This is a genomic window from Maccoyibacter intestinihominis (assembly GCF_040096355.1).
Taxonomy (GTDB): domain Bacteria; phylum Bacillota; class Clostridia; order Lachnospirales; family Lachnospiraceae; genus Maccoyibacter; species Maccoyibacter intestinihominis.
On the sequence record NZ_JBBMEX010000004.1, the window covers coordinates 42,618 to 62,109 of the forward strand.

At 42.5% G+C, this 19,492-nt stretch carries 15 protein-coding genes; 2 read left to right on the top strand and 13 right to left on the bottom strand.

Annotated features, from left to right (window positions below; all coding sequences use genetic code 11):
- Nucleotide 1: 1 nt before the first annotated feature.
- From WMO43_RS04960 to WMO43_RS04985, 6 genes are all read right to left on the bottom strand, one after another.
- Nucleotides 2–220 carry a hypothetical protein gene (locus WMO43_RS04960; RefSeq protein WP_353530331.1) on the bottom strand — a complete coding sequence of 73 codons (219 nt, stop codon included), beginning with the start codon at nucleotides 218–220 and terminating at the stop codon, nucleotides 2–4.
- 341 nt (nucleotides 221–561) lie between these two features.
- Nucleotides 562–1,572: a UDP-glucose 4-epimerase GalE gene (gene galE, locus WMO43_RS04965; RefSeq protein ID WP_353530332.1), complete on the bottom strand. Its 1,011-nt coding sequence runs from the start codon at nucleotides 1,570–1,572 to the stop codon at nucleotides 562–564.
- A gap of 61 nt (nucleotides 1,573–1,633) precedes the next feature.
- A complete protein-coding gene (gene rplT, locus WMO43_RS04970) occupies nucleotides 1,634–1,990 on the bottom strand; it encodes a 50S ribosomal protein L20 (protein WP_177962716.1) in 357 nt (118 codons plus the stop codon).
- 24 nt (nucleotides 1,991–2,014) lie between these two features.
- The gene (gene rpmI / locus WMO43_RS04975) at nucleotides 2,015–2,212 is read right to left on the bottom strand and encodes a 50S ribosomal protein L35 (RefSeq protein WP_177962717.1); all 198 of its coding nucleotides are present in this window, start codon (nucleotides 2,210–2,212) and stop codon (nucleotides 2,015–2,017) included.
- A gap of 21 nt (nucleotides 2,213–2,233) precedes the next feature.
- Nucleotides 2,234–2,728, bottom strand: coding sequence for a translation initiation factor IF-3 (gene infC / locus WMO43_RS04980; protein ID WP_177962718.1), 495 nt, complete (start codon nucleotides 2,726–2,728; stop codon nucleotides 2,234–2,236).
- 259 nt (nucleotides 2,729–2,987) lie between these two features.
- Nucleotides 2,988–4,460 carry a methyl-accepting chemotaxis protein gene (locus WMO43_RS04985; protein ID WP_353530333.1) on the bottom strand — a complete coding sequence of 491 codons (1,473 nt, stop codon included), beginning with the start codon at nucleotides 4,458–4,460 and terminating at the stop codon, nucleotides 2,988–2,990.
- A gap of 185 nt (nucleotides 4,461–4,645) precedes the next feature.
- Here WMO43_RS04985 and WMO43_RS04990 point away from each other — a divergent pair, with 185 nt between their 5' ends.
- Nucleotides 4,646–5,488: a PHP domain-containing protein gene (locus WMO43_RS04990; RefSeq protein ID WP_353530334.1), complete on the top strand. Its 843-nt coding sequence runs from the start codon at nucleotides 4,646–4,648 to the stop codon at nucleotides 5,486–5,488.
- Nucleotides 5,489–5,522: 34 nt separating this feature from the next.
- Here WMO43_RS04990 and WMO43_RS04995 read toward each other — a convergent pair whose 3' ends face one another.
- The 5 genes from WMO43_RS04995 to pheA are packed head-to-tail and all read right to left on the bottom strand — an operon-like array spanning nucleotide 5,523 to nucleotide 12,513.
- The gene (locus WMO43_RS04995; RefSeq protein WP_353530335.1) at nucleotides 5,523–6,344 is read right to left on the bottom strand and encodes a Cof-type HAD-IIB family hydrolase; all 822 of its coding nucleotides are present in this window, start codon (nucleotides 6,342–6,344) and stop codon (nucleotides 5,523–5,525) included.
- 12 nt (nucleotides 6,345–6,356) lie between these two features.
- On the bottom strand, nucleotides 6,357–8,501 hold the full coding sequence (locus tag WMO43_RS05000) for an RNA degradosome polyphosphate kinase (protein WP_353530336.1): 2,145 nt from the start codon (nucleotides 8,499–8,501) through the stop codon (nucleotides 6,357–6,359).
- Between the two features lie 10 nt (nucleotides 8,502–8,511).
- Nucleotides 8,512–10,041: a Ppx/GppA phosphatase family protein gene (locus tag WMO43_RS05005; RefSeq protein ID WP_353530337.1), complete on the bottom strand. Its 1,530-nt coding sequence runs from the start codon at nucleotides 10,039–10,041 to the stop codon at nucleotides 8,512–8,514.
- Nucleotides 10,042–10,060: 19 nt separating this feature from the next.
- A complete protein-coding gene (locus WMO43_RS05010; protein WP_353530339.1) occupies nucleotides 10,061–11,362 on the bottom strand; it encodes an ATP-binding protein in 1,302 nt (433 codons plus the stop codon).
- A 20-nt stretch (nucleotides 11,363–11,382) separates the two neighbouring features.
- On the bottom strand, nucleotides 11,383–12,513 hold the full coding sequence (gene pheA / locus WMO43_RS05015) for a prephenate dehydratase (RefSeq protein WP_177962725.1): 1,131 nt from the start codon (nucleotides 12,511–12,513) through the stop codon (nucleotides 11,383–11,385).
- 136 nt (nucleotides 12,514–12,649) lie between these two features.
- Here pheA and WMO43_RS05020 point away from each other — a divergent pair, with 136 nt between their 5' ends.
- The gene (locus WMO43_RS05020) at nucleotides 12,650–13,663 is read left to right on the top strand and encodes a DUF5050 domain-containing protein (protein WP_353530340.1); all 1,014 of its coding nucleotides are present in this window, start codon (nucleotides 12,650–12,652) and stop codon (nucleotides 13,661–13,663) included.
- Nucleotides 13,664–13,672: 9 nt separating this feature from the next.
- Here the strand turns inward: WMO43_RS05020 and aroA are convergent, their stop codons facing one another.
- Both aroA and WMO43_RS05030 read right to left on the bottom strand, forming a co-directional pair.
- Nucleotides 13,673–14,962: a 3-phosphoshikimate 1-carboxyvinyltransferase gene (gene aroA, locus WMO43_RS05025; protein ID WP_353530341.1), complete on the bottom strand. Its 1,290-nt coding sequence runs from the start codon at nucleotides 14,960–14,962 to the stop codon at nucleotides 13,673–13,675.
- Nucleotides 14,963–14,994: 32 nt separating this feature from the next.
- Nucleotides 14,995–19,491, bottom strand: a complete 4,497-nt coding sequence (locus WMO43_RS05030) for a PolC-type DNA polymerase III (protein ID WP_353530342.1) — start codon at nucleotides 19,489–19,491, stop codon at nucleotides 14,995–14,997.
- Between the last annotated feature and the right edge of the window lies 1 nt (nucleotide 19,492).

A 19,492-nucleotide genomic window follows, 5' to 3' on the forward strand; every position in this document is an offset into this window, starting at 1 on the left:
TCTATAAACTTGTAGTCTGATAGCTTTCATCCGGGTATTCAATCAGTTTTGCAGCATAGTAAATCTGCTCTCCCTTCTTTTCGACGCCGGTATCCAGATTAATGACAGCAATCCTTTCCAGATTAGCATGGAAAGTCACTGAGCGAACAGGCGTTTCCTTTACCTTACCGACCATTCCTTTGACATACGGTCCTCCAATCATACCAACAGTAAGACACATAACTCCTGCAAGGATTTCAAATAACAGTCTCTTTGATTTTTTCTTTGCCGTGATGACCTCCTCCTTTAATTATTTTCAAAACTCTTTCACCACCTTTCGCTTCCACAAAGTCAGTTTCGCTTATATGACAACGTGGTATTTATTTTTTTGCTTGGGATTCTGTTTAATAAAAATTAGACTTAATTGAAATTTGAATTGTATTGTATACTAACTCTTAGAATGCCCTACAATTTCTCATACCCCATATATTTACTATTTTATGATTTTTCATAAAAATTTCAACAAAAAAATGCCTGTTTTCGACAAAACAGACATTTTGATGAATTTCGACAATTTTCGATCTAATAGCCGTTTGGATTCTTTTTCTGCCAGTTCCAGGAGTCACGGCACATTTCTAAAATTCCGTATTCTGCTTCCCAGCCAAGCTCTCTTTTTGCTTTGGATGCATCCGAATAGCAGGTTGCAATATCTCCGGCACGGCGAGGCTTGATCTCATATGGAATCTGAATTCCGGTTGCTTTTTCAAAATTCTTTACCACATCTAAGACACTGTATCCCACTCCGGTTCCCAAATTGTAAATGCTGAGTCCTGAATGATCCTCTAACTTTTTCAAGGCTTTTACATGACCTTTTGCTAAATCCATAACATGGATAAAATCACGCACTCCGGTTCCATCCGGCGTATCATAGTCATTGCCAAATACACCAAGGGATTTCAATTTTCCTACTGCAACCTGTGTAATATAAGGCATCAGGTTGTTTGGAATCCCATTTGGATTTTCTCCGATTAAACCGCTCTCATGTGCGCCAATCGGATTAAAGTAGCGAAGCAGTACAATATTCCAATCCGGATCTGCCTTTTGAATGTCCGTCAGAACCTGCTCTAACATGGATTTTGTCCAGCCATACGGATTGGTACACTGACCCTTCGGACATTCCTCGGTGATCGGAATCTGTGCCGGGTCTCCATAAACGGTTGCTGACGATGAAAAAATCAGATTCTTCGCATCATATTTTTTCAATACATCCACTAAAATCAGGGTTCCGGTCAGATTGTTGTGATAATATTCCCACGGTTTTTCTACCGACTCACCAACTGCTTTTAAACCTGCAAAATGAATACAGGAGGCAATATTCTCTTTTTCAAAAACGCTCTCTAAAAAATCTCTGTCTAAAATGTCACCTTTATAAAAAGTAACCTCTTTTCCGGTAATCTCTTTGACACGCTCTAAAGACTTCTCACAGGAGTTGCTCAGGTTGTCAACGACAACTACATCATATCCGTTTTCTAAAAGTTCTACACAGGTGTGGCTTCCGATAAATCCGGCACCTCCGGTCACTAAAATACTCATACCGTTTCCTCCTTAAAAAAGGACAACTTCTGTATTTCACATGAAGTTGTCCTAAATTTCATTAAGCTACTTTACTTTTTGCTAATTCTGCTAATGTTGCAAATCCTTCTGCATCATTGACTGCCATCTCTGCTAACATCTTACGGTTCATCTCAACACCTGCTAATTTTAAACCGTGCATGAACTGGCTGTAAGAGATTCCGTTCATACGAGCTGCTGCATTGATACGTGCGATCCATAACTGTCTGAACTGACGTTTTCTCTCTTTTCTACCTGCATAAGAACTTGTTAATGCTCTCATTACAGACTGTTTTGCAACACGATACTGTTTGGAACGGGCTCCTCTGTATCCTTTTGCTAATTTTAATGTTCTATTATGTTTTTTCTTTGCGTTCATTCCGCCTTTAACTCTTGCCATGATCTTTTCCTCCTAATCTGATTCTTATAAATATGGTAAAATCTTCTTCATATTCTTAACGTTTGTAGAATCTACTAACGGCTGCTTTCTCAGATTTCTCTTGGTCTTTGCAGACTTCTTGGTTAAGATATGTCTTCTGTATGCTTTATTTCTCTTTAAGTTTCCGCTTCCTGTCTTTTTAAAACGTTTTGCTGCTGCTCTGTTTGTCTTCATTTTTGGCATGATATATTCCTCCTAGTTGTATTATTTTTTCTCTGCCAACACCATAGAAACGCTTCTGCCCTCTACCTTTGGTGCTTTTTCCACTACTGCCACCTCTTCTAACTCTTTTGCGATGTCATCTAAGATGTGCTTGCTGCTATTCATATGCGCCATTTCTCTTCCCCTGAAACGCAGGGTAACCTTTACTTTATTGCCTTTTGCAAGAAACTTGCGCGCAGAATTCATTTTCGTGTTCAAATCGTTTGCTTCAATATTTGGAGACAGACGAATCTCTTTGACCTCAACGGTTTTCTGCTTTTTCTTTGCTTCTTTTTCTTTTCTCGCCAGTTCGTATCTGTATTTTCCGTAGTCAATAATTTTACAAACCGGTGGTTTTGCCTTCGGTGCAATCTTCACCAAATCCAACTCTGCCTCTTCGGCACGTTTCAAAGCTTCTCTGGATGACACGATGCCAAGCTGTTCGCCGTCCGGACCAATCAGACGTACTTCCTTATCTTTGATTTGTTCATTGATCATTAACTCGCTAATGGTCTTATACCTCCAAATTATTATTTGATTTTGCTCGAAAAAAAAGTGGATAGGCAGACTATCCACAATCATTACTCAAATAAACATTGTCATCTGAAATATGAACGCTTAGTCGCTCATTTGCGCTAAGGTGAGAGTGGATACTCTACTTTGTTTTCTAACAACTTCATTACTATATCACAGACCTTCTGTGATGTCAATTGTTTTGTGAAACATTTTTATGTCTGTTCCTTTACAAGACTCCAGTCTAAGAATTTTTCTCACTGACGGTCTTGACTAACTCTTTCATTCTCTCTTCGATTTTTTTCAGGGTATCTGTATTTTCCTCTTCGGCATTCATGGTCTCACCTGCATGGGCAGACACTTCCTCTGAAACGGCGGAAATGGTCTGAATGGACTCCATGATCACACGGTTTGCCTCTTTTAACTCCTCTACACTGTGTGTCAGATTTTCCACCTGGCTTTGTATTGCAAGGGTATTATGCTGGATGGACTGAAAACTTCCCGCGGTATTCTCTGCGGACTGTTTTTCCTCATTGATACCGGAGATCATCTGGTAAATAACCTCTACCACTTCCGTAATGGCAGTCGATACGTTTTCGATCAGCTCCGTAATATGTACCGTTGCTTCATTGGTCTGGGATGCCATGCCGGAAATCTCCGTTGCCACTACCGCAAATCCTTTTCCTGCCTCCCCGGCTCTTGCCGCCTCAATACTTGCATTCAGTGCAAGCAGGCTTGTCTGGGAAGCAATGCTTTTGATCAGTTCGACGATCGTATTCATCTGCTCCATGTATTTATCCAGTGTCTGGAGTTTTTCCGCAACATCTGCACCATTTTTTACTGATACTTCTACTTTTTGTACCAGTACCTCCATGTCTTGATTTCCGTCTTTTAAAACGGACAAAGTCTGCTGCATACTGTCTACGATCTGCTCGTTCGCATCATTGACAACATCTACTTTCTTTTGGATCTCTTCTGTCTGTAAAAGCTGATCCTGTACGGCTAATGCTGTGTCGTTTGCTCCCACGGAAACGCCCTGCATTGCTTCTTTGGTAACACCGGATGCACGCTCTAATTTTTCTAAATCTATGTAAGTTGCCTCAATTCCTGTCTTTAAGGTCTCAGAGAGTTCCTCCATATTCTTTAAAACTGCCTCCGTCTGGCTTTGCACTTTTTTGATCCGTCCTACCTTGTGCTCTGCATTGCTCTGTGCAGTTCTTGCTGCCATAATCGAATAGATTCCCACTAAGATCATGATCACGACCTGGATAATCGCAGAATCACTGCCGGCATAACCGAATCTTCCGGTCTTTGCTCCGATAATTCCCACTAGCAGGCTTTCAATTACGGTTCCTGTATTGATCATAATGGAATACCGCACATCATTATATACGGAGACGATCAGGATCATAGGTATTACAAATGCAAATACCAGATTATTTTTTGCCGTAAACAATGCAACACTATAAAAAATCGCAAAACCGATGGCAACAAAATGCTTGATCATAGGTGTGTTATGGTCTTTTTTCCAGTACACCAGTTCCAGTCCCGCCGGAACCAGACCTAATATGGACAGTCCAAGCACATACAGCCATGTCTGCAATCCGGTCGCTGCCTGTAAAACACAAAACGTCAACATTACCACCGTATCAATGATATATGCTATCATTGCTGTCCGGTTATTTCGCTCTACATCTGTAATTACTTTTTCTTCCATAATACTACCTCACTCAACGGTTTTTTCCGTATGTTTCTCTTTGGAGTCTATCGTTAATATTAACTTTATTGTACTATATGGATACTCTTTTCGCAAGGTGGTTTAGACACTTATCTTTCTACTTGACCCAATGGAAATTGTTTGAGAAAATGAAGAAAATATCTATCCAGAAAAGAGGTTTTTCCATGATCGATCTACATGTACATTCTACAGAATCCGATGGCACGGACACACCGTGCGAACTTGTCACACTTGCAAAGCAGGTGGGGCTTCATGCCTTTGCCCTGACTGACCATGATACCATCGGCGGTTTGAAGTATGCCCGCCCGGCTGCAAAAGAAGCCGGCATTGAACTGATCCCGGGGATTGAGCTGTCTACCGACTACGAAGGAAAAGAAGTGCATATTTTAGGATATTATATTGATGAAAACAATCCTGATTTTTTAAAGCATCTGCATACTTTTGTCAACAGCCGTGACCTTCGTAACGAAAAAATGACGGTCCTTTTGCAAAAAGAAGGTTTTGCGATCACGATGAAAGATTTATATCGTGAAAATCCCGAAAGCGTCATTACCCGTGCTCATTTTGCTAAATATCTGGTGGAACACGGAATGGTCAAAGACCGTGAAACCGTGTTTGCGAAGTATCTCGGAGACGGATGCCGCTGCTATGTGCCACGCGAAAAAATTGATCCGTTTGAGGCGATCCGGTTGATCCGGCTTGCCGGCGGCGTTGCATTTTTTGCACATCCGGTACTCTGTCATATGAATTTTGACCATTTAAAAGCTTTTATCTTAGAACTTAAGGAACATGGCTTAACCGGCATTGAAGCGATCTATTCTGCGAACTCTCCCGGAGACGAACGGAATTTTTGTCAGATTGCCAAAGAATATGATCTATTGATCAGCGGTGGTTCTGATTATCACGGAGCAAATAAACCCTACCTGCATTTAGGCACAGGAAAAGGCGGCCTTTTGATCCCGGATGAGATTCTCATTCCGATCAAAAAAGCCGCCGGGGTGCTTTGAGGTGACATCTGATATTCTTACTATCCGTGATCTGTTATGATTCGGATAGTAAGAATTTTTCAATTACTTCTGCGATTCCAGCCTCATTATTCGTGCGTTGCGTCACATAGTCTGCACACGCTTTCACTTCCTCTTTTGCATTTTTCATTGCAACTCCGATGTGTGCCTCCTGCAGCATCGGGATATCGTTCCTTTCATCACCGGCTGCGACGGTGTTTTTGAGCGGAACATCTAAGTATTCACATATGAAATCCACACCGGCTGCTTTTGTTGCTCCCGGTGGGCAGTATTCTAAATAGGTATCCATGGAAAAAAGACTGATGCATTTTCCTTTCTGCCACTCCATATTATCCCTCTGGAACTGTTCTAACTTCGACTTGTCGGTCAAATGGATCAGCATTGCCTTTTGCGGTTCTTCATCTAACACTTCAAATACATCCTCTACCACCTGATAAGAAAGCTTTGTATGATTGCGGTATGCTTCTAACTCCGGGGAATCCTGCGTTGTAATGATCTGATTTCCTTTGTAAGTCTGGATGTAAAGCCCTGCTTTTTTTGCACGTTCAAACAGTTCTTTGACATAGGAAAGAGGAAGGGATTCTTTTTTTAAGACCTTTTCATTCCCACAATCATAGACAATCGCTCCATTGTAGGCAATCAGATAACATCCCTGCATCATCAGTCCTAAATCCTTTGCCACTGCTTTTGCACTGTCTAACGGTCTGCCGGTTGCCACAACTACATAGTGGCCAAGATCTAACGCTTTTTGGATCGCGGTCATATTTTCTTTTGGAATCTCCTTTTGGTCATTGAGCAGTGTCCCGTCAATGTCTGCAAATAAAATCTTTGTTTCCATTCCCTGTTCCTCCTACTGTCTGTCATCCTCTGCCTGTTCCGCCGGAATAAAGACACGTTCTCTGTGTTCTTCTTTTTCTTCCACGAAGCTGTTTTTTGCTTCCTCACAGAACTGCTCCTGTGAATTGACTAACACTTTTCCACGTTTATCGACTTTCACATACTGACCGTCGGCATTCAGAATATGGGCTTTGACGTTATCTGCAAGCTCTACTTCTAAGATGTGCATCACCTGTTTTTTCAACTGTTCATCCTCTACCGGAAACAGGATTTCTACACGGCGATCTAAGTTTCTTGGCATCCAGTCTGCACTTCCCATGTAGACATCTTCAAATCCGTCATTATAAAAATAGAAGATCCTGCTGTGCTCTAAGAAGTTTCCGACAATGGAACGCACATGGATATTCTCGCTGATCCCCGGAATTCCCGTTTTCAGACAACAGATACCGCGGACTACTAAATCGATCTTGACCCCTACTGCCGATGCTTCATAAAGTGCCACAATGATTCCCTGATCACAAAGAGAATTCATTTTTGCTACGATCCTTGCTTCCCTTCCAGCCCTTGCATTCCTTGTCTCACGCTGGATCAGGCTTAAGAACTTTTTGCGGAGCCAGATTGGTGCAATAACCAGTTTATTCCATGTAGACGGCTCGGAATAACCTGACAACATGTTAAAGACTGCCGTAGCATCCTCGCCAATGGCTTCGGAGCAGGTAAACATTCCGCAGTCTGTATAGAGCTTTGCCGTGGAATCATTGTAGTTTCCGGTTCCTAAATGAACATATCTGCGGATTCCGTCTTCTTCTTTTCTTACCACCAGTGCAATCTTGCTGTGAGTTTTTAAGCCGACTAAACCATAGATGACATGGCATCCGGCTTTTTCTAATTTTTTCGCCCAGACAATGTTGTTCTCTTCATCAAAACGTGCTTTTAACTCTACTAAAACAGATACCTGTTTTCCATTCTCTGCTGCCAATGCCAAAGATGCAATGATCGGCGAATTACCGCTGACACGGTACAGGGTCTGTTTGATGGCAAGTACATCCGGGTCCACTGCCGCCTGACGGATAAAATCCACGACCGGATCAAAGGTCTGGTATGGATGATGTAACAGAATATCTTCTTTTCGGATCGCCTCAAAGATGTCGCAGCCTGCCGGGATTTTTGGCACCTTCTGCGGTTTGTACGGTGCATAACGCAGATCATCACAGCCTTCCATACCATAGACTTTCATTAAAAATGTCAGGTCCAGAGGTCCGTTAATTTTATAGATATCGTCCTTTGGAATCTGTAACTCTTCCTTTAAAAAATGAAGCAGTTTTTTGTCGATCTTATCCTCGACCTCTAATCGGATGATCTCGCCCCACTGACGTTTTTTCAACTGCTTTTGGATTTCCTGTAATAAATCCTCTGCTTCGTCCTCATCAATGGTAAGGTCTGCATTTCTCATGATACGGTATGGATAAGCACAAATTACATCGTAATTTAAGAAAAGCCGTTCCATATTTTTTTCAATGATCTGCTCTAACAGGATAAAACTGTGATTCTCTCCATCCGGGATCGGTATGATACGCGGTAGTACTCCCGGCACCTGTACCGTAGCAAATTCATAGTTTTCTTCTTTCTTTTTCTCACCTTTTTTTAATAAAAATGCGGCAATGTTCAAGGTCTTATTACGGATCAGCGGAAACGGACGGGAAGCATCCACCGCCATCGGCGTAAGCACCGGATAAACCGTTTCCTCAAAATATTTATCCACAAATTCCTGCTGCTCTGCGGTCAGTTCTTCAAAAGCATCGATGATGCGGATGCCCTTCGCCTCTAACTGTGGCACTAAGGAGCGGTTATAGGTGGAATACTGCAGCTCCACCAGTTCTCTGGTTGCCACATTGATCTTTTCTAACTGCTCTGTTGCCGTCATTCCCGCAATATCTGTTTTTTTGTAATCCGCATGCACCATATCTCTTAAGGACGCGACTCTTACCATGAAAAATTCATCGAGATTTGAGGATGTGATACTGACAAATTTTAAACGCTCTAAAAGAGGAATGGATTTATCCCGTGCTTCATTTAAGACTCTGCCGTTGAATTTGAGCCAGCTTAATTCCCTGTTTTCATAATATTCCGGGCTTAAAAAAACATTTTTTTCTTCCATTGTTTCCTCCTTATAACTTTCTCTTTTCCCGAAGAACCGGTTTGATCCCAAAGATTGCTTCAAAGCTGTCTGATTTATTTGCCAACAGTCCTTTTTCTAAAATAATGTCATCTTTTGTTTCTACCGTGATGAGAAGTTCTTTATTTTTTAATACGACTTTGATCGTACTGAATTTCTGTTTATGGCTGCGGTCTAATGCATTAGACACCCGAAGGATGGCAGCTAACTTCGCTGCTGTCATATAGCTTTGTACATCCATTTTATCGGCTACCCGTTCATAGGGGTCTAACGGTCTGGTGTTGTAGCGCACGGTACTTGCCACGATCTCACGTTCTAAATGGGACAGTCCGATGATCTCTGATGCCATGATGATGTCATAGGCACAGTCCGGTCCGTTGGCAAGACTGACAAATTTTCCACAATCATGCAGGATGGCTGCGACCTGAAGCAGCAATAGTTCTCTGCTTCCCATACCATGTACTTTCTGAATTGCATGAAAAATCATGGTTGACATTTTTGTCAGTGCATCAATATGCGGCGAATAGCTGTGGTAACGTTTCGACAGGTTGGTCGCCGCACTTAATACGTCGTTATCAAAATCATGTACGGATTTTAATAATTTATTCTCACTTGCATACTGATATGCAATACCATCACTGATATTATTTCCCGGAACCCAGACTTCGCCGGTTCCAAGCTCCTGTGCAATGCAGCGGTACATGACAATGGACGGCACTAACAGCGGGTCAACCGTAGATAGCTTTAACTGCTCCGCCACGTCCTCCGGATTCTGTCTGCCCAGCTCCTTTAAATGCTCTGCAAACACTTCTGTCTTCGCCGTCTTAATCTTACCGTTTCCCTGAATACTCTCCATCAGTTCTAAGCTGTAATCACCTAAAAAGATCAGATAACGCAGTTCTCTTTTTTTCAGATACATCGCCTTAAATACTTCAATCTCTTTGTTGATCAGCTCCTCCATCTGCTTTTCAAAACGGGCAACCGTATTTCCGATCCCTGCAAGCTGTTCCTGCAAACGCATGGTTCCAAGAACAAGATGCTGCGTCGTTACCACACCGCCCTCGGAAAAGAGTGTGATCTGGATGCTCTCGCCGCCGACATCGACAACTGCCGCTCCCTCTTTTGTCATAGCATCAAATTCTTCTCTGGCCGCAACTGACTGATATCCGATAAACCTCCGCTCAGAGTTGCTTAAAATCTGTAAGCTGAGTCCTGTCCGGATGCGAATCTGCTCTAAGACAAAAAGTACGTTTCCTGCATCCTTTAAAAAAGCTCCTGCATAGGCACGATAAGCATCTACCCGGTAAGATTTCATAATCTCCTCATATTCTGAAAGAATCTCACAGAGTTCTTCCATCACTTCTGTTTCCACCTTTTTATGTTTATAAATATTTCTGCCGATCCCGATCCTGCTTCTGATCAGATCAATCTCTCTTATCTTGCGTTTTGCTGAGATTTCCGTGATCTTTAAGCTGACCTCATAAGAACCGACATAGATTGCTGCAAATGTTGTAATCCTCATGTATTTCTCCTCTCAGGTACTATTTCATCGTTCCAAGCAGATGGTCAATGAACTGCTGGGCAGTCCTTCCTGACAGCCCGCCGTTGCTTAACTCCCACTTATTGGCTTCTAAAAGGAGTTCCTCCTGCGGCATGCTGATTCCATGCTTCTCTGCTAGAACTTTCACAATCTCCTGAAATTCTTTTTTGTTTGGTGCGCCAAAATAGATCGATACGCCAAAACGGTATACTAAGGAAAGTTTTTCCTGTACCGTATCGGAAGTATGCATATCTTCTCTGACTTCTTCTTTGTCGCTGAAATTCTCGCGGATCAGATGTCTGCGGTTTGAAGTTGCATAGATCAAAACATTCTGTGGTTTTTTCTCTAAGCCGCCTTCAATGACTGCCTTTAAATACTTATATTCAATCTCAAATTCTTCAAAAGACAGATCATCCATATAGATAATAAATTTGTAATTACGATTTTTGATCTGCGCAATCACACTCTGTAAGTCTCCGAACTGGTGCTTATAAATTTCGATCATACGAAGACCTTTATCATAATACTGATTGATGATCGCCTTAATGCTGGAACTCTTTCCGGTACCTGCATCTCCGAATAAAAGACAGTTATTTGCCGCCCTGCCCTCTACAAAAGCCTCTGTATTCTCTACGAGCTTTTTCTTTGCAAGCTCGTAACCGACAAGATCATCTAAATGAACATGGGCAATATTGGTAATTGGTACGATTTCTGCACCGTTTTCATGATGCTCGACACGAAATGCTTTGTGCAGTCCGAGTTTTCCCACTCCAAAATCCCGGTAAAACTCTGTCACACAGTCCTTAAATTCCGATACACTCTGTGTCTGCTCTAATTTCACGCTCAGCTCACAGATACGGTCACGGATTCTGCTGTTAAATACCTTGCCATTTCCCTCAAATCGCTCATAGTGCAAAAGTACCGGAATGCAGTCTACTCCGAGTTTGCGCCCTAAGTCCTCTAAATCAAACTCAAAGAAATAACGGAAAACCTCAAAATCATGCAGGGCAATCTCATTGATGCTGCCTTCAATATTTCCGCGTATCTCACAGGCTCTGCTGTATGCGTTTTCATTACTGATTAACAGATATGTAAGATAATTGTGCCACAGATTCCCCTGAAAACCGTGGCTGGCAGATACCTCCATCAACTGATGAAAACACTCATAGAACTTCTGCCGTTCCTCTTTTGCATCCATTCCACCACGTCTGCTCCGCTCAATGATCGATGCCATCGGATAAAAAATTTCTTCATCTGTTCCGCTAAAATCTTTGTATAATATCAATTCGCCTGCACTTTTCATTTCATTACGCCTCTTCTCACTTAATAATTACCCAGTATTTTTAACTTGCTTGTCTCTTCTGACAAACCGTTTAATGCATTCTGTACTGCTCCGTCATTCAGATTTCCTTCGATATCTATAAAAAACCGGTATTCCCAGTTCTTTCCCTGAATCGGTCTCGATTCAATCTTTGTCATATTGATCCCATTAAAGATAAAATGTGAGATCATCTGATAAAGAGAACCGCTCTGATGCGGGATCTCAAAGCAGATGCTGACCTTCTTCGCATCTTTTTCAAAGACATGCTTGCCTGTTACGATGATAAATCTTGTATAATTATCTGCATTATTCGAAAGATTTTCTTTTAATATCTTAAGCCCATATAATTCGGCAGTCAGTTTGCTTGCAATTGCCGCCTGATTCTTCTTTCCATCCTCTTTGACTTTTTTTGCAGAAACAGCTGTATTCTTTAAGCTGATCTTTTCCCAGTCACGGTGTTCTTCTAATATCTTACTGCACTGCATCAACGCCTGTGGATGGGAATAGACCTGATCGATATCTGAAAGTTCTGCCTCCGGCAGTCCTAACAGCACATGTTCGATTTTTATGATCTGCTCACCGACAATGCAGTGGTCATATTCGACTAACAGATCGTAGTTCTCACGAACACTTCCCGCTGAGGAATTCTCGATCGGAAGTACCGCATAATCCGCTTCTCCGTTTTTAATAGCTTCCATCGCATCCCGCCACGTTTCCACATGAAAACTGTCTGTGTCACTGCCAAAGAATTCTTTCATGGCTGCTTCGCTGTACGCTCCTTCCACACCCTGAAAAACCACTCTTGCCTTGGTAAAATCCAGCTTGTCCTCACAGATAAAATCCGGCTTTTTTGTCAATCCCTGTTCGGTTAAAATCTGATATTGACGTTTCCGGCTCATCGACATGATATGTTCAAACAATTCCCTGACGCTTCGTTTATTAAATGTATTCGATGCAAGGCTCTCTGCTTTTTCTAATTTTGCCTGCTCCCGCTCTTTATCAAAAATCTTCTTTCCGGTCGAAATCTTATATTCCGCCACCTGTGCGGTACACTCCATGCGCTTTTCATAGAGTTCGATCATCTGACCGTCAATGCGGTCTATTTCCTCTCGTATTTCCAGTAAATCTTTCATTTTTTCCACCCTGTCATATTTTTTTCTATCATACCCTATCCCGCTTTTGATATCAAGATTTCCTTGCGAAAAAGCATCGTATGAACTATAATTTTTACATGAATTTTAAATATATTTTAGAAGGAGTATACATACCATGAGTAAAAAGATGAAATGGATTCTTCCGATTGCAGCCGTACTGCTTATCATTGCCATCTGGCTCATACATTTTTTCCATACAAAAACCCGTTTTAATGACACCTATGTCAATGGAAACACTGCCGGAAACCTTTATAACGGCGGCATGTTCTGCGAGTATGACGGTACCGTCTATTTTGCAAATCCCGATGACAATTACCGCCTTTACTCCATGTCTTTGAATGGAGATGATGTCAAAAAATTAAGCAACGATACCGCAACTTTTATCAATGCAGATGAGCACTACATTTACTATGCCAGAAACAATAAGGCAGAAAACAGTGATTTTTCCTTTTTACGCTGGAATAATAACAGCCTTTGCCGTATCAACCGCAAAAACGGAAAAGGACGTGTGATCTTAGACCCGGAGCCTTCCATGTACGCCTCCCTTTTGGGCAATTATATGTACTATCTGCACTATGACAAGGACACTGCGACTACCATGTACCGTGTAAAAATTGATGGAAAAGAAAAAGAACAGGTTAAGGATCAGCCTTATTATACCTGCTCTGCCAATGGCAACTATTTATATTACAACGGATTAGAAAACGACCGTCACATCTACTCCATGAATGCGGAAACCAAAAGTTCTAACCAGATTTTTGACGGAGACTGCTGGATGCCGATCGTCGATGGTGATACGGCTTACTATATGGATTGTTCGAACAATTACTGCTTAACAAAAGTAAATCTGAACACCAAAGAGAAAACCGTCTTAACAAATGAGCGTGTGGACTGTTTCAATGTCTATGGCAGTACGATCTACTATTGCAGAAATCAGAATCCTGCCCTTTGCCGTATGCAGACAGACGGTTCAAATTCTGAAGTGATTTCTGAGGGTATTTATACGGATATCAATATTACTTCACGCTATGTCTATTTCCGCAGACTGAATGAAAATGATACCATTTTCTATACGCCGACAACCGGTGCAGCTAATCTCAACACCTTCCATGCCAGTGTGAAAGACTAATGGTAAGCCTTAACGGTGATCCTTTATGATTCGATCTAACAGGATAAAATAATCTTCAAATGTCTTTTTACAGCATAGCGGATTGTCTATGACAATTCCTTCGCTTCTTAAACCGATCAGAGAAAATGCCATTGCCATCCGGTGGTCCTCATAGGTACTGACCAGTGATGGTTGTGGCTTACCCGGATAAATCACCAAGAAATCTTCCCCTTCTTCTACCTGAATCCCCATTTTTGTTAATTCTTTGGCAATCGCAGATAACCGGTCCGATTCCTGTAAACGGATATGTCCGATATTTCGGATGGTCGTTGGCGAATCCGCAAATGGAGCTAATGCTGCAAGCGTCATCGTCTGGTCTGAAAAATCATTCATATCTACGGTAATTCCCGGATAATGTCCGTCATTCGTTCCTGTCACTTCAATTCCCGCTTCGGTATCTGTGACATGACAGCCTAATTTTTCTAACACTTCTAAAAATCGCAGATCTCCCTGCATCGAATCCTTATGGACATTCTTTACTACCGTCCTGCCTCCGGTCAATGCCGCCATCGCATAAAAATAACATGCTGCAGAGACATCCGGCTCAATCTCATAGATTTCTCTTTGATAGTTCTGTCCCTTTTTTATATGGTAAGAATCTCCATCAAAGGTACATTCCACACCGAACTGCTCCATCATCTTTTTTGTGATCCTGATATAAGAACCGTCTTTTTTCTCACTCATAATGTGGATTGTAAAATCCTCGCCTAAAACAGGTGCCATCATCAGCAATGCACTTAAAAACTGGGTACTGCGGCTGATATCTAACGATGCTTCCTTAAAACCGCCGCGTTTTCCACGCACACGCACCGGAAGAAATCCTTTTTTTTCTAAATAGGTAAATTCTGCCCCTAACTGCTCTAATGCCTCAAAGAGCGGACGCATAGGCCTGCGCTTCATCTGCTCCGATGCCTGTATGGTATAGACTCCTTCGGAAAGTGCCAGCATCGCCGTTAGAAAACGAGCTGCCGTTCCGGCACTTCCCACATGGATTTCTGCTTCTTTCTTTGGGATCACGCCTCCACAGCCGCCTACGATAACCTCTTTTTCTTCTTCCCGGATCTCTACTGAAAAACCAAGAGATTCTAAGCTGCTTAAAAAACATCTCGAATCCTCCGAAAAAAGGACTCCCTTTAAATGCACCTCTCCGGTTCCAAGAGCTGCTAAAAAAAGCGCACGATTGGTAATACTTTTAGAACCCGGTACTGCAATTTCTAAATTTATAGGATGATTTAATTTTTTTACTTTATATGTATCCATAAAGCAACCTCGCATTTTCATTTAATCTTGATTTAAAAATCGAATAAGGATAACTGGTTCGTCTCCGGAAGTCCTTCTAAGAGTCCGAGATCACTCATCAGATCGATGACGGTCTTAGATACCTTTGTTCTCTGTCTGAAATCATCTTTTGACAGGAATGCTCCCTGTTTTGCAGCATCTTCGATGGCTTCTGCCGCCTTATCACCCAATCCTTCGATGGTATTGAGTGCCGGCATCAGCTTTCCATCTATGATCTGGAAATACCTTGCCTTTGCGGTATAAACATCTAACGGTAAGAAAGTAAAACCTCTGGCATACATCTCCTGTACAATACGCATATCCTTTACCGTATCCTGCTCCTTTTTTGTCAGGGTATCTTTTCGCTTTTCGTAATCCTTGATAAAATAATTCAGTTTTTCTTTTCCCTGGCACATCAGCTCGTAGTTGAATGCCGTAGCACGGATACTGAAAAATGCTGCATAGTAGGCAAGCGGATAATATACTTTACAATAAGCAATTCTCCATGCCATCATAACATATGCCGCCGCATGGGCTTTCGGGAACATGTATTTGATCTTCTGACAGGACCAGATATACCAGTCCGGCACATCATGTGCCTTCATTTCCTCGATCCACTCATCCTTTAAGCCTTTTCCTTTTCGGACAGACTCCATGATCGTAAAGGAAAGCTCACTCTCTAAGCCCATACCGATCAGGTAGATCATAATATCATCACGCGTGCAGATTGCCGTGGAGATCGTTGCTTTTCCCTCTTCGATCAGGGTCTGTGCATTTCCTAACCACACGTCCGTACCATGGGACAGACCCGAAATACGGATCAGATCGGAAAAACTCTGCGGTTTTGTATCAATTAACATCTGGATAACAAAATCGGTTCCAAACTCCGGAATTCCAAGTGAACCTAACGGACATCCGCCTAAATCTTCCGGCTCTACTCCTAATGCACTGGTATTTAAAAACAGGGACATGACCGTTGGTTCGTCAAGAGGGATCTGTTGTGCATCAATTCCGGTTAAATCCTCTAACATACGAATCATGGTCGGATCATCGTGTCCGAGTATATCTAATTTTAATAAGTTGTGATCGATCGAGTGGTAATCAAAGTGTGTCGTAATGATATCTGTTTCCATATCGTTCGCCGGATGCTGTACCGGTGTGAAGGAATAGATTTCTTCTCCTACCGGAAGTACGATGATTCCACCCGGATGCTGTCCGGTTGTCCTGCGGATCCCGACACAGCCCTGTACGATCCGGTCGATTTCACAGTTTCTCTTTGCAATTCCACGCTCTTCATAATAATTCTTTGCATAACCAAACGCGGTCTTATCTGCTAAGGTTCCGATCGTTCCGGCACGGAAGGTCTGCCCCTCACCGAAAATAACCTCTGTATAGCGATGTGCCTTTCCCTGATAGTCACCGGAAAAGTTCAGATCGATATCCGGCTCTTTATTTCCCTTAAATCCCAAGAAGGTTTCAAATGGGATATCAAAGCCGTCTTTCGTCAGCGGCTCGCCGCAGACCGGACAGTTCTTATCCGGCATATCACAACCGGAACGTCCTGCATAGGCTAATACCTCTTTTGAATCAAAATCACTGTAGTGGCATTTTTTACAATAATAATGTGGTCTTAACGGATTGACCTCGGTAATACCCGACATGGTTGCCGCAAATGAAGAACCTACGGAACCACGGGAACCTACCAGATAGCCGTCTTCATTTGATTTCCACACCAGCTTCTGTGCAATGATATACATTACGGCATAGCCGTTTGATATAATGGAATTTAATTCTCTTTCTAAACGTTCCTGTACGATCGGCGGCAATTCTTCCCCGTACATCTCATGTGCCTTGTTATAACAGATATCACGCAGCATCTGGTCTGAATTCTCGATCACCGGCGGACATTTATCAGGACGCACCGGCTCAATGCGTTCACACATCGCCGCAATCTTATTTGGATTTGTAATGACTACCTCTCTGGCTTTTTCACTGCCAAGATACTCAAATTCTGCTAACATTTCTTCGGTAGTACGCAGATACAACGGTGCCTGATTGTCTGAGTCCTTAAAGCCTTTGCCTGCCATGATGATCCTCCGATAAACCTCATCCTGCGGGTCTAAAAAGTGGACATCGCAGGTTGCGACCACCGGTTTGTGGAACTCCTCTCCTAACCGGCAGATTTTACGGTTGATCTCCTGAAGTTCCTCTATGGTCTCCACCGGAGCTTTGTCACTCTCTAACATGAACATATTGTTGCCAAGCGGCTGGATTTCCAGATAATCATAGAAATTGACCAGTCTTGCAATCTCCTCCTGCGGTCTTCCGTTTAAAATTGCCTGATACAGTTCTCCTGCTTCACAGGCAGAACCAATACAGAGTCCCTCTTTATATTTTAGGTAAAGACTCTTTGGAATCCTTGGTCTTTTCGCATAATACGTCAGATGCGATTCGGAAACGAGACGATAGAGATTGATTCTTCCGACTTCATTCTGTGCTAAGATAATCGCATGATGAGTCGGCAGCTTTTTCACCGTATCGACCGACGTTGCCCCAAGACTGTTCAGATCATTCAGCGTCTCGATATGGCGCTCTTTTAACATTTCAATGAACTTTACAAAAATGTGTGCCGTACATTCTGCATCATCTACCGCACGATGATGGTTTTCTAATGAAATCTTCAGTGCTTTTGCGACGGTATCTAATTTAAAACGATGTAAGGTCGGCAGTAAGATTCTTGCCATTGCCACCGTATCGCCAACCGTATGATTGCATGGGATATCTAAATCCATACAATTTTTGCGGATAAAGCTCATATCAAATTCTGCATTGTGTGCAATCATGACACAACCTTCACAAAATTCCATAAAACGCGGCAGAATCTCTTCAATGGTTTCCGCCCCCATGACCATATCGTCACGGATTCCGGTCAGTTCCTCGATCTTAAACGGAATCGGTACCTGTGGATTGACAAATTCCGAAAAACGCTCCGTGATCGTTCCATTTTCCACCTTCACGGCTCCGATCTCTATGATCTTACAAGTGTTTGGACTAAATCCTGTGGTCTCTAAGTCAAATACCACATAGGAATCATCCAGACTCTGGTTCTTAGAATTTGTAATGATTTCTTTTAAATCGTCAACTAAATATGCCTCTACTCCATATATGACCTTAAAATCATCCTCAGGACTGACGGAATGATACGCATCCGTAAATGCCTGCACTGCACCGTGGTCAGTAATTGCGATTGCTTTATGACCCCATGATTTTGCCCTTTTTATGATGTCTTTTACATCAGAAACACCGTCCATATCGCTCATTTTGGTATGGCAATGCAGCTCGACTCTCTTTTCCATGCTGTTATCTAATCTTGGCGTGGTAAAATCAGGGATTTTCTTCATACCGGCTAAGAAGGACAGCCCGATCTCATGGTCAAACTTGTCCATCGTTGTAACACCTTTGATCTTGATGAAGTTACCTTTTTTCAGATGCTCCATCAATTCATCCCGCTGCTCATTTTTTACAAAAATCTTAGCTGCGATCGTATCCGTAAAGTCTGTAATGACGATCTTGACGATCGTTTTTTCTCCATTCCGAAGTTCCCGCATATCGGTATCGATGATCTGTCCGCGAATAACGACCTCTCCGACTTCTCCCTGTATTGTATCGATCGTCACTGCTTCTTCGTCGAAATCACGTCCGTAGAATACATCCGGGTTGTCGGAACGCTTCAGACCGTACTCGCGCTTCTTAACTCCACCCTTCTTACCGTTCTGCCGGCTTCCCGCATCTGCAGCGGACTTTGTCTTGGCTACTTTTGCACTCTGCTCTTTCGGACTCTGAGCCTTTGAAGTATCTGCCTCGTTTTCTTTTGCGACTGCTCCGAGCATTTCGTCCTCAGCGTGTTCCTGCTCATGCTCCGATTTTGCTGCCGCCGTACGCCTTACGATACTCTCGACTTCTAAATCGATCTGATGGTCGGTATCTTTTTTATAATGGCTCTCTTTTTTCTCCACGAACTGAATGTCGAACTTCGTCTGGATGCCACAGCGTTCTCTTATGATCTTATCTAAGACTTCTATCAGCTCGTCCTGACTTTCCCTTGCGATTAACGTATCTTCTAAGATCAACGTCATCTGCATATCTTCTTCAAAGCGGATCTCGGCTTTTCTAAAAATATTATAAAGGAGCAGGCTGTATTCTTTGATCTCACACAACATGCTCTCTTTATAGGTATCTAAAAGTGTCTTTGCCGTATACTGGCCGGAAAGGCGGTAATGTTCCATCAGCTTGATCTGCATCTTCTGATTTGGAAAAAGCTGCTGTCTCATATCCTCTTCTAACCGCCAGATATCTCTTTTCGGGATCAGCCTTGTATTGTCAAAATAGACACGGATAAAATCCCGGTTACGGTTAGAAGCCACTTTTGTTACCGTGGCTTCTGACAAAAGACCCTTCATTTCGTGATTTAGTTGTAATGTAGGAAAGACCTCTAAAAAGGCATTTGCCATC

Excerpts from the sequence above, each read along its gene's own strand:
- infC (WP_177962718.1), bottom strand. The coding sequence starts at position 2,728 with ATGATCAATGAACAAATCAAAGATAAGGAAGTACGTCTGATTGGTCCG.
- pheA (WP_177962725.1), bottom strand. The coding sequence starts at position 12,513 with ATGAAAGATTTACTGGAAATACGAGAGGAAATAGACCGCATTGACGGT.
- WMO43_RS05030 (WP_353530342.1), bottom strand. The coding sequence starts at position 19,491 with ATGGCAAATGCCTTTTTAGAGGTCTTTCCTACATTACAACTAAATCAC.
- WMO43_RS04985 (WP_353530333.1), bottom strand. The coding sequence starts at position 4,460 with ATGGAAGAAAAAGTAATTACAGATGTAGAGCGAAATAACCGGACAGCA.
- aroA (WP_353530341.1), bottom strand. The coding sequence starts at position 14,962 with ATGGATACATATAAAGTAAAAAAATTAAATCATCCTATAAATTTAGAA.
- WMO43_RS05000 (WP_353530336.1), bottom strand. The coding sequence starts at position 8,501 with ATGGAAGAAAAAAATGTTTTTTTAAGCCCGGAATATTATGAAAACAGG.
- WMO43_RS05005 (WP_353530337.1), bottom strand. The coding sequence starts at position 10,041 with ATGAGGATTACAACATTTGCAGCAATCTATGTCGGTTCTTATGAGGTC.
- galE (WP_353530332.1), bottom strand. The coding sequence starts at position 1,572 with ATGAGTATTTTAGTGACCGGAGGTGCCGGATTTATCGGAAGCCACACC.
- WMO43_RS05010 (WP_353530339.1), bottom strand. The coding sequence starts at position 11,362 with ATGAAAAGTGCAGGCGAATTGATATTATACAAAGATTTTAGCGGAACA.
- WMO43_RS04960 (WP_353530331.1), bottom strand. The coding sequence starts at position 220 with ATGTGTCTTACTGTTGGTATGATTGGAGGACCGTATGTCAAAGGAATG.
- rpmI (WP_177962717.1), bottom strand. The coding sequence starts at position 2,212 with ATGCCAAAAATGAAGACAAACAGAGCAGCAGCAAAACGTTTTAAAAAG.
- WMO43_RS05020 (WP_353530340.1), top strand. The coding sequence starts at position 12,650 with ATGAGTAAAAAGATGAAATGGATTCTTCCGATTGCAGCCGTACTGCTT.
- WMO43_RS04995 (WP_353530335.1), bottom strand. The coding sequence starts at position 6,344 with ATGGAAACAAAGATTTTATTTGCAGACATTGACGGGACACTGCTCAAT.
- WMO43_RS04990 (WP_353530334.1), top strand. The coding sequence starts at position 4,646 with ATGATCGATCTACATGTACATTCTACAGAATCCGATGGCACGGACACA.
- rplT (WP_177962716.1), bottom strand. The coding sequence starts at position 1,990 with ATGGCAAGAGTTAAAGGCGGAATGAACGCAAAGAAAAAACATAATAGA.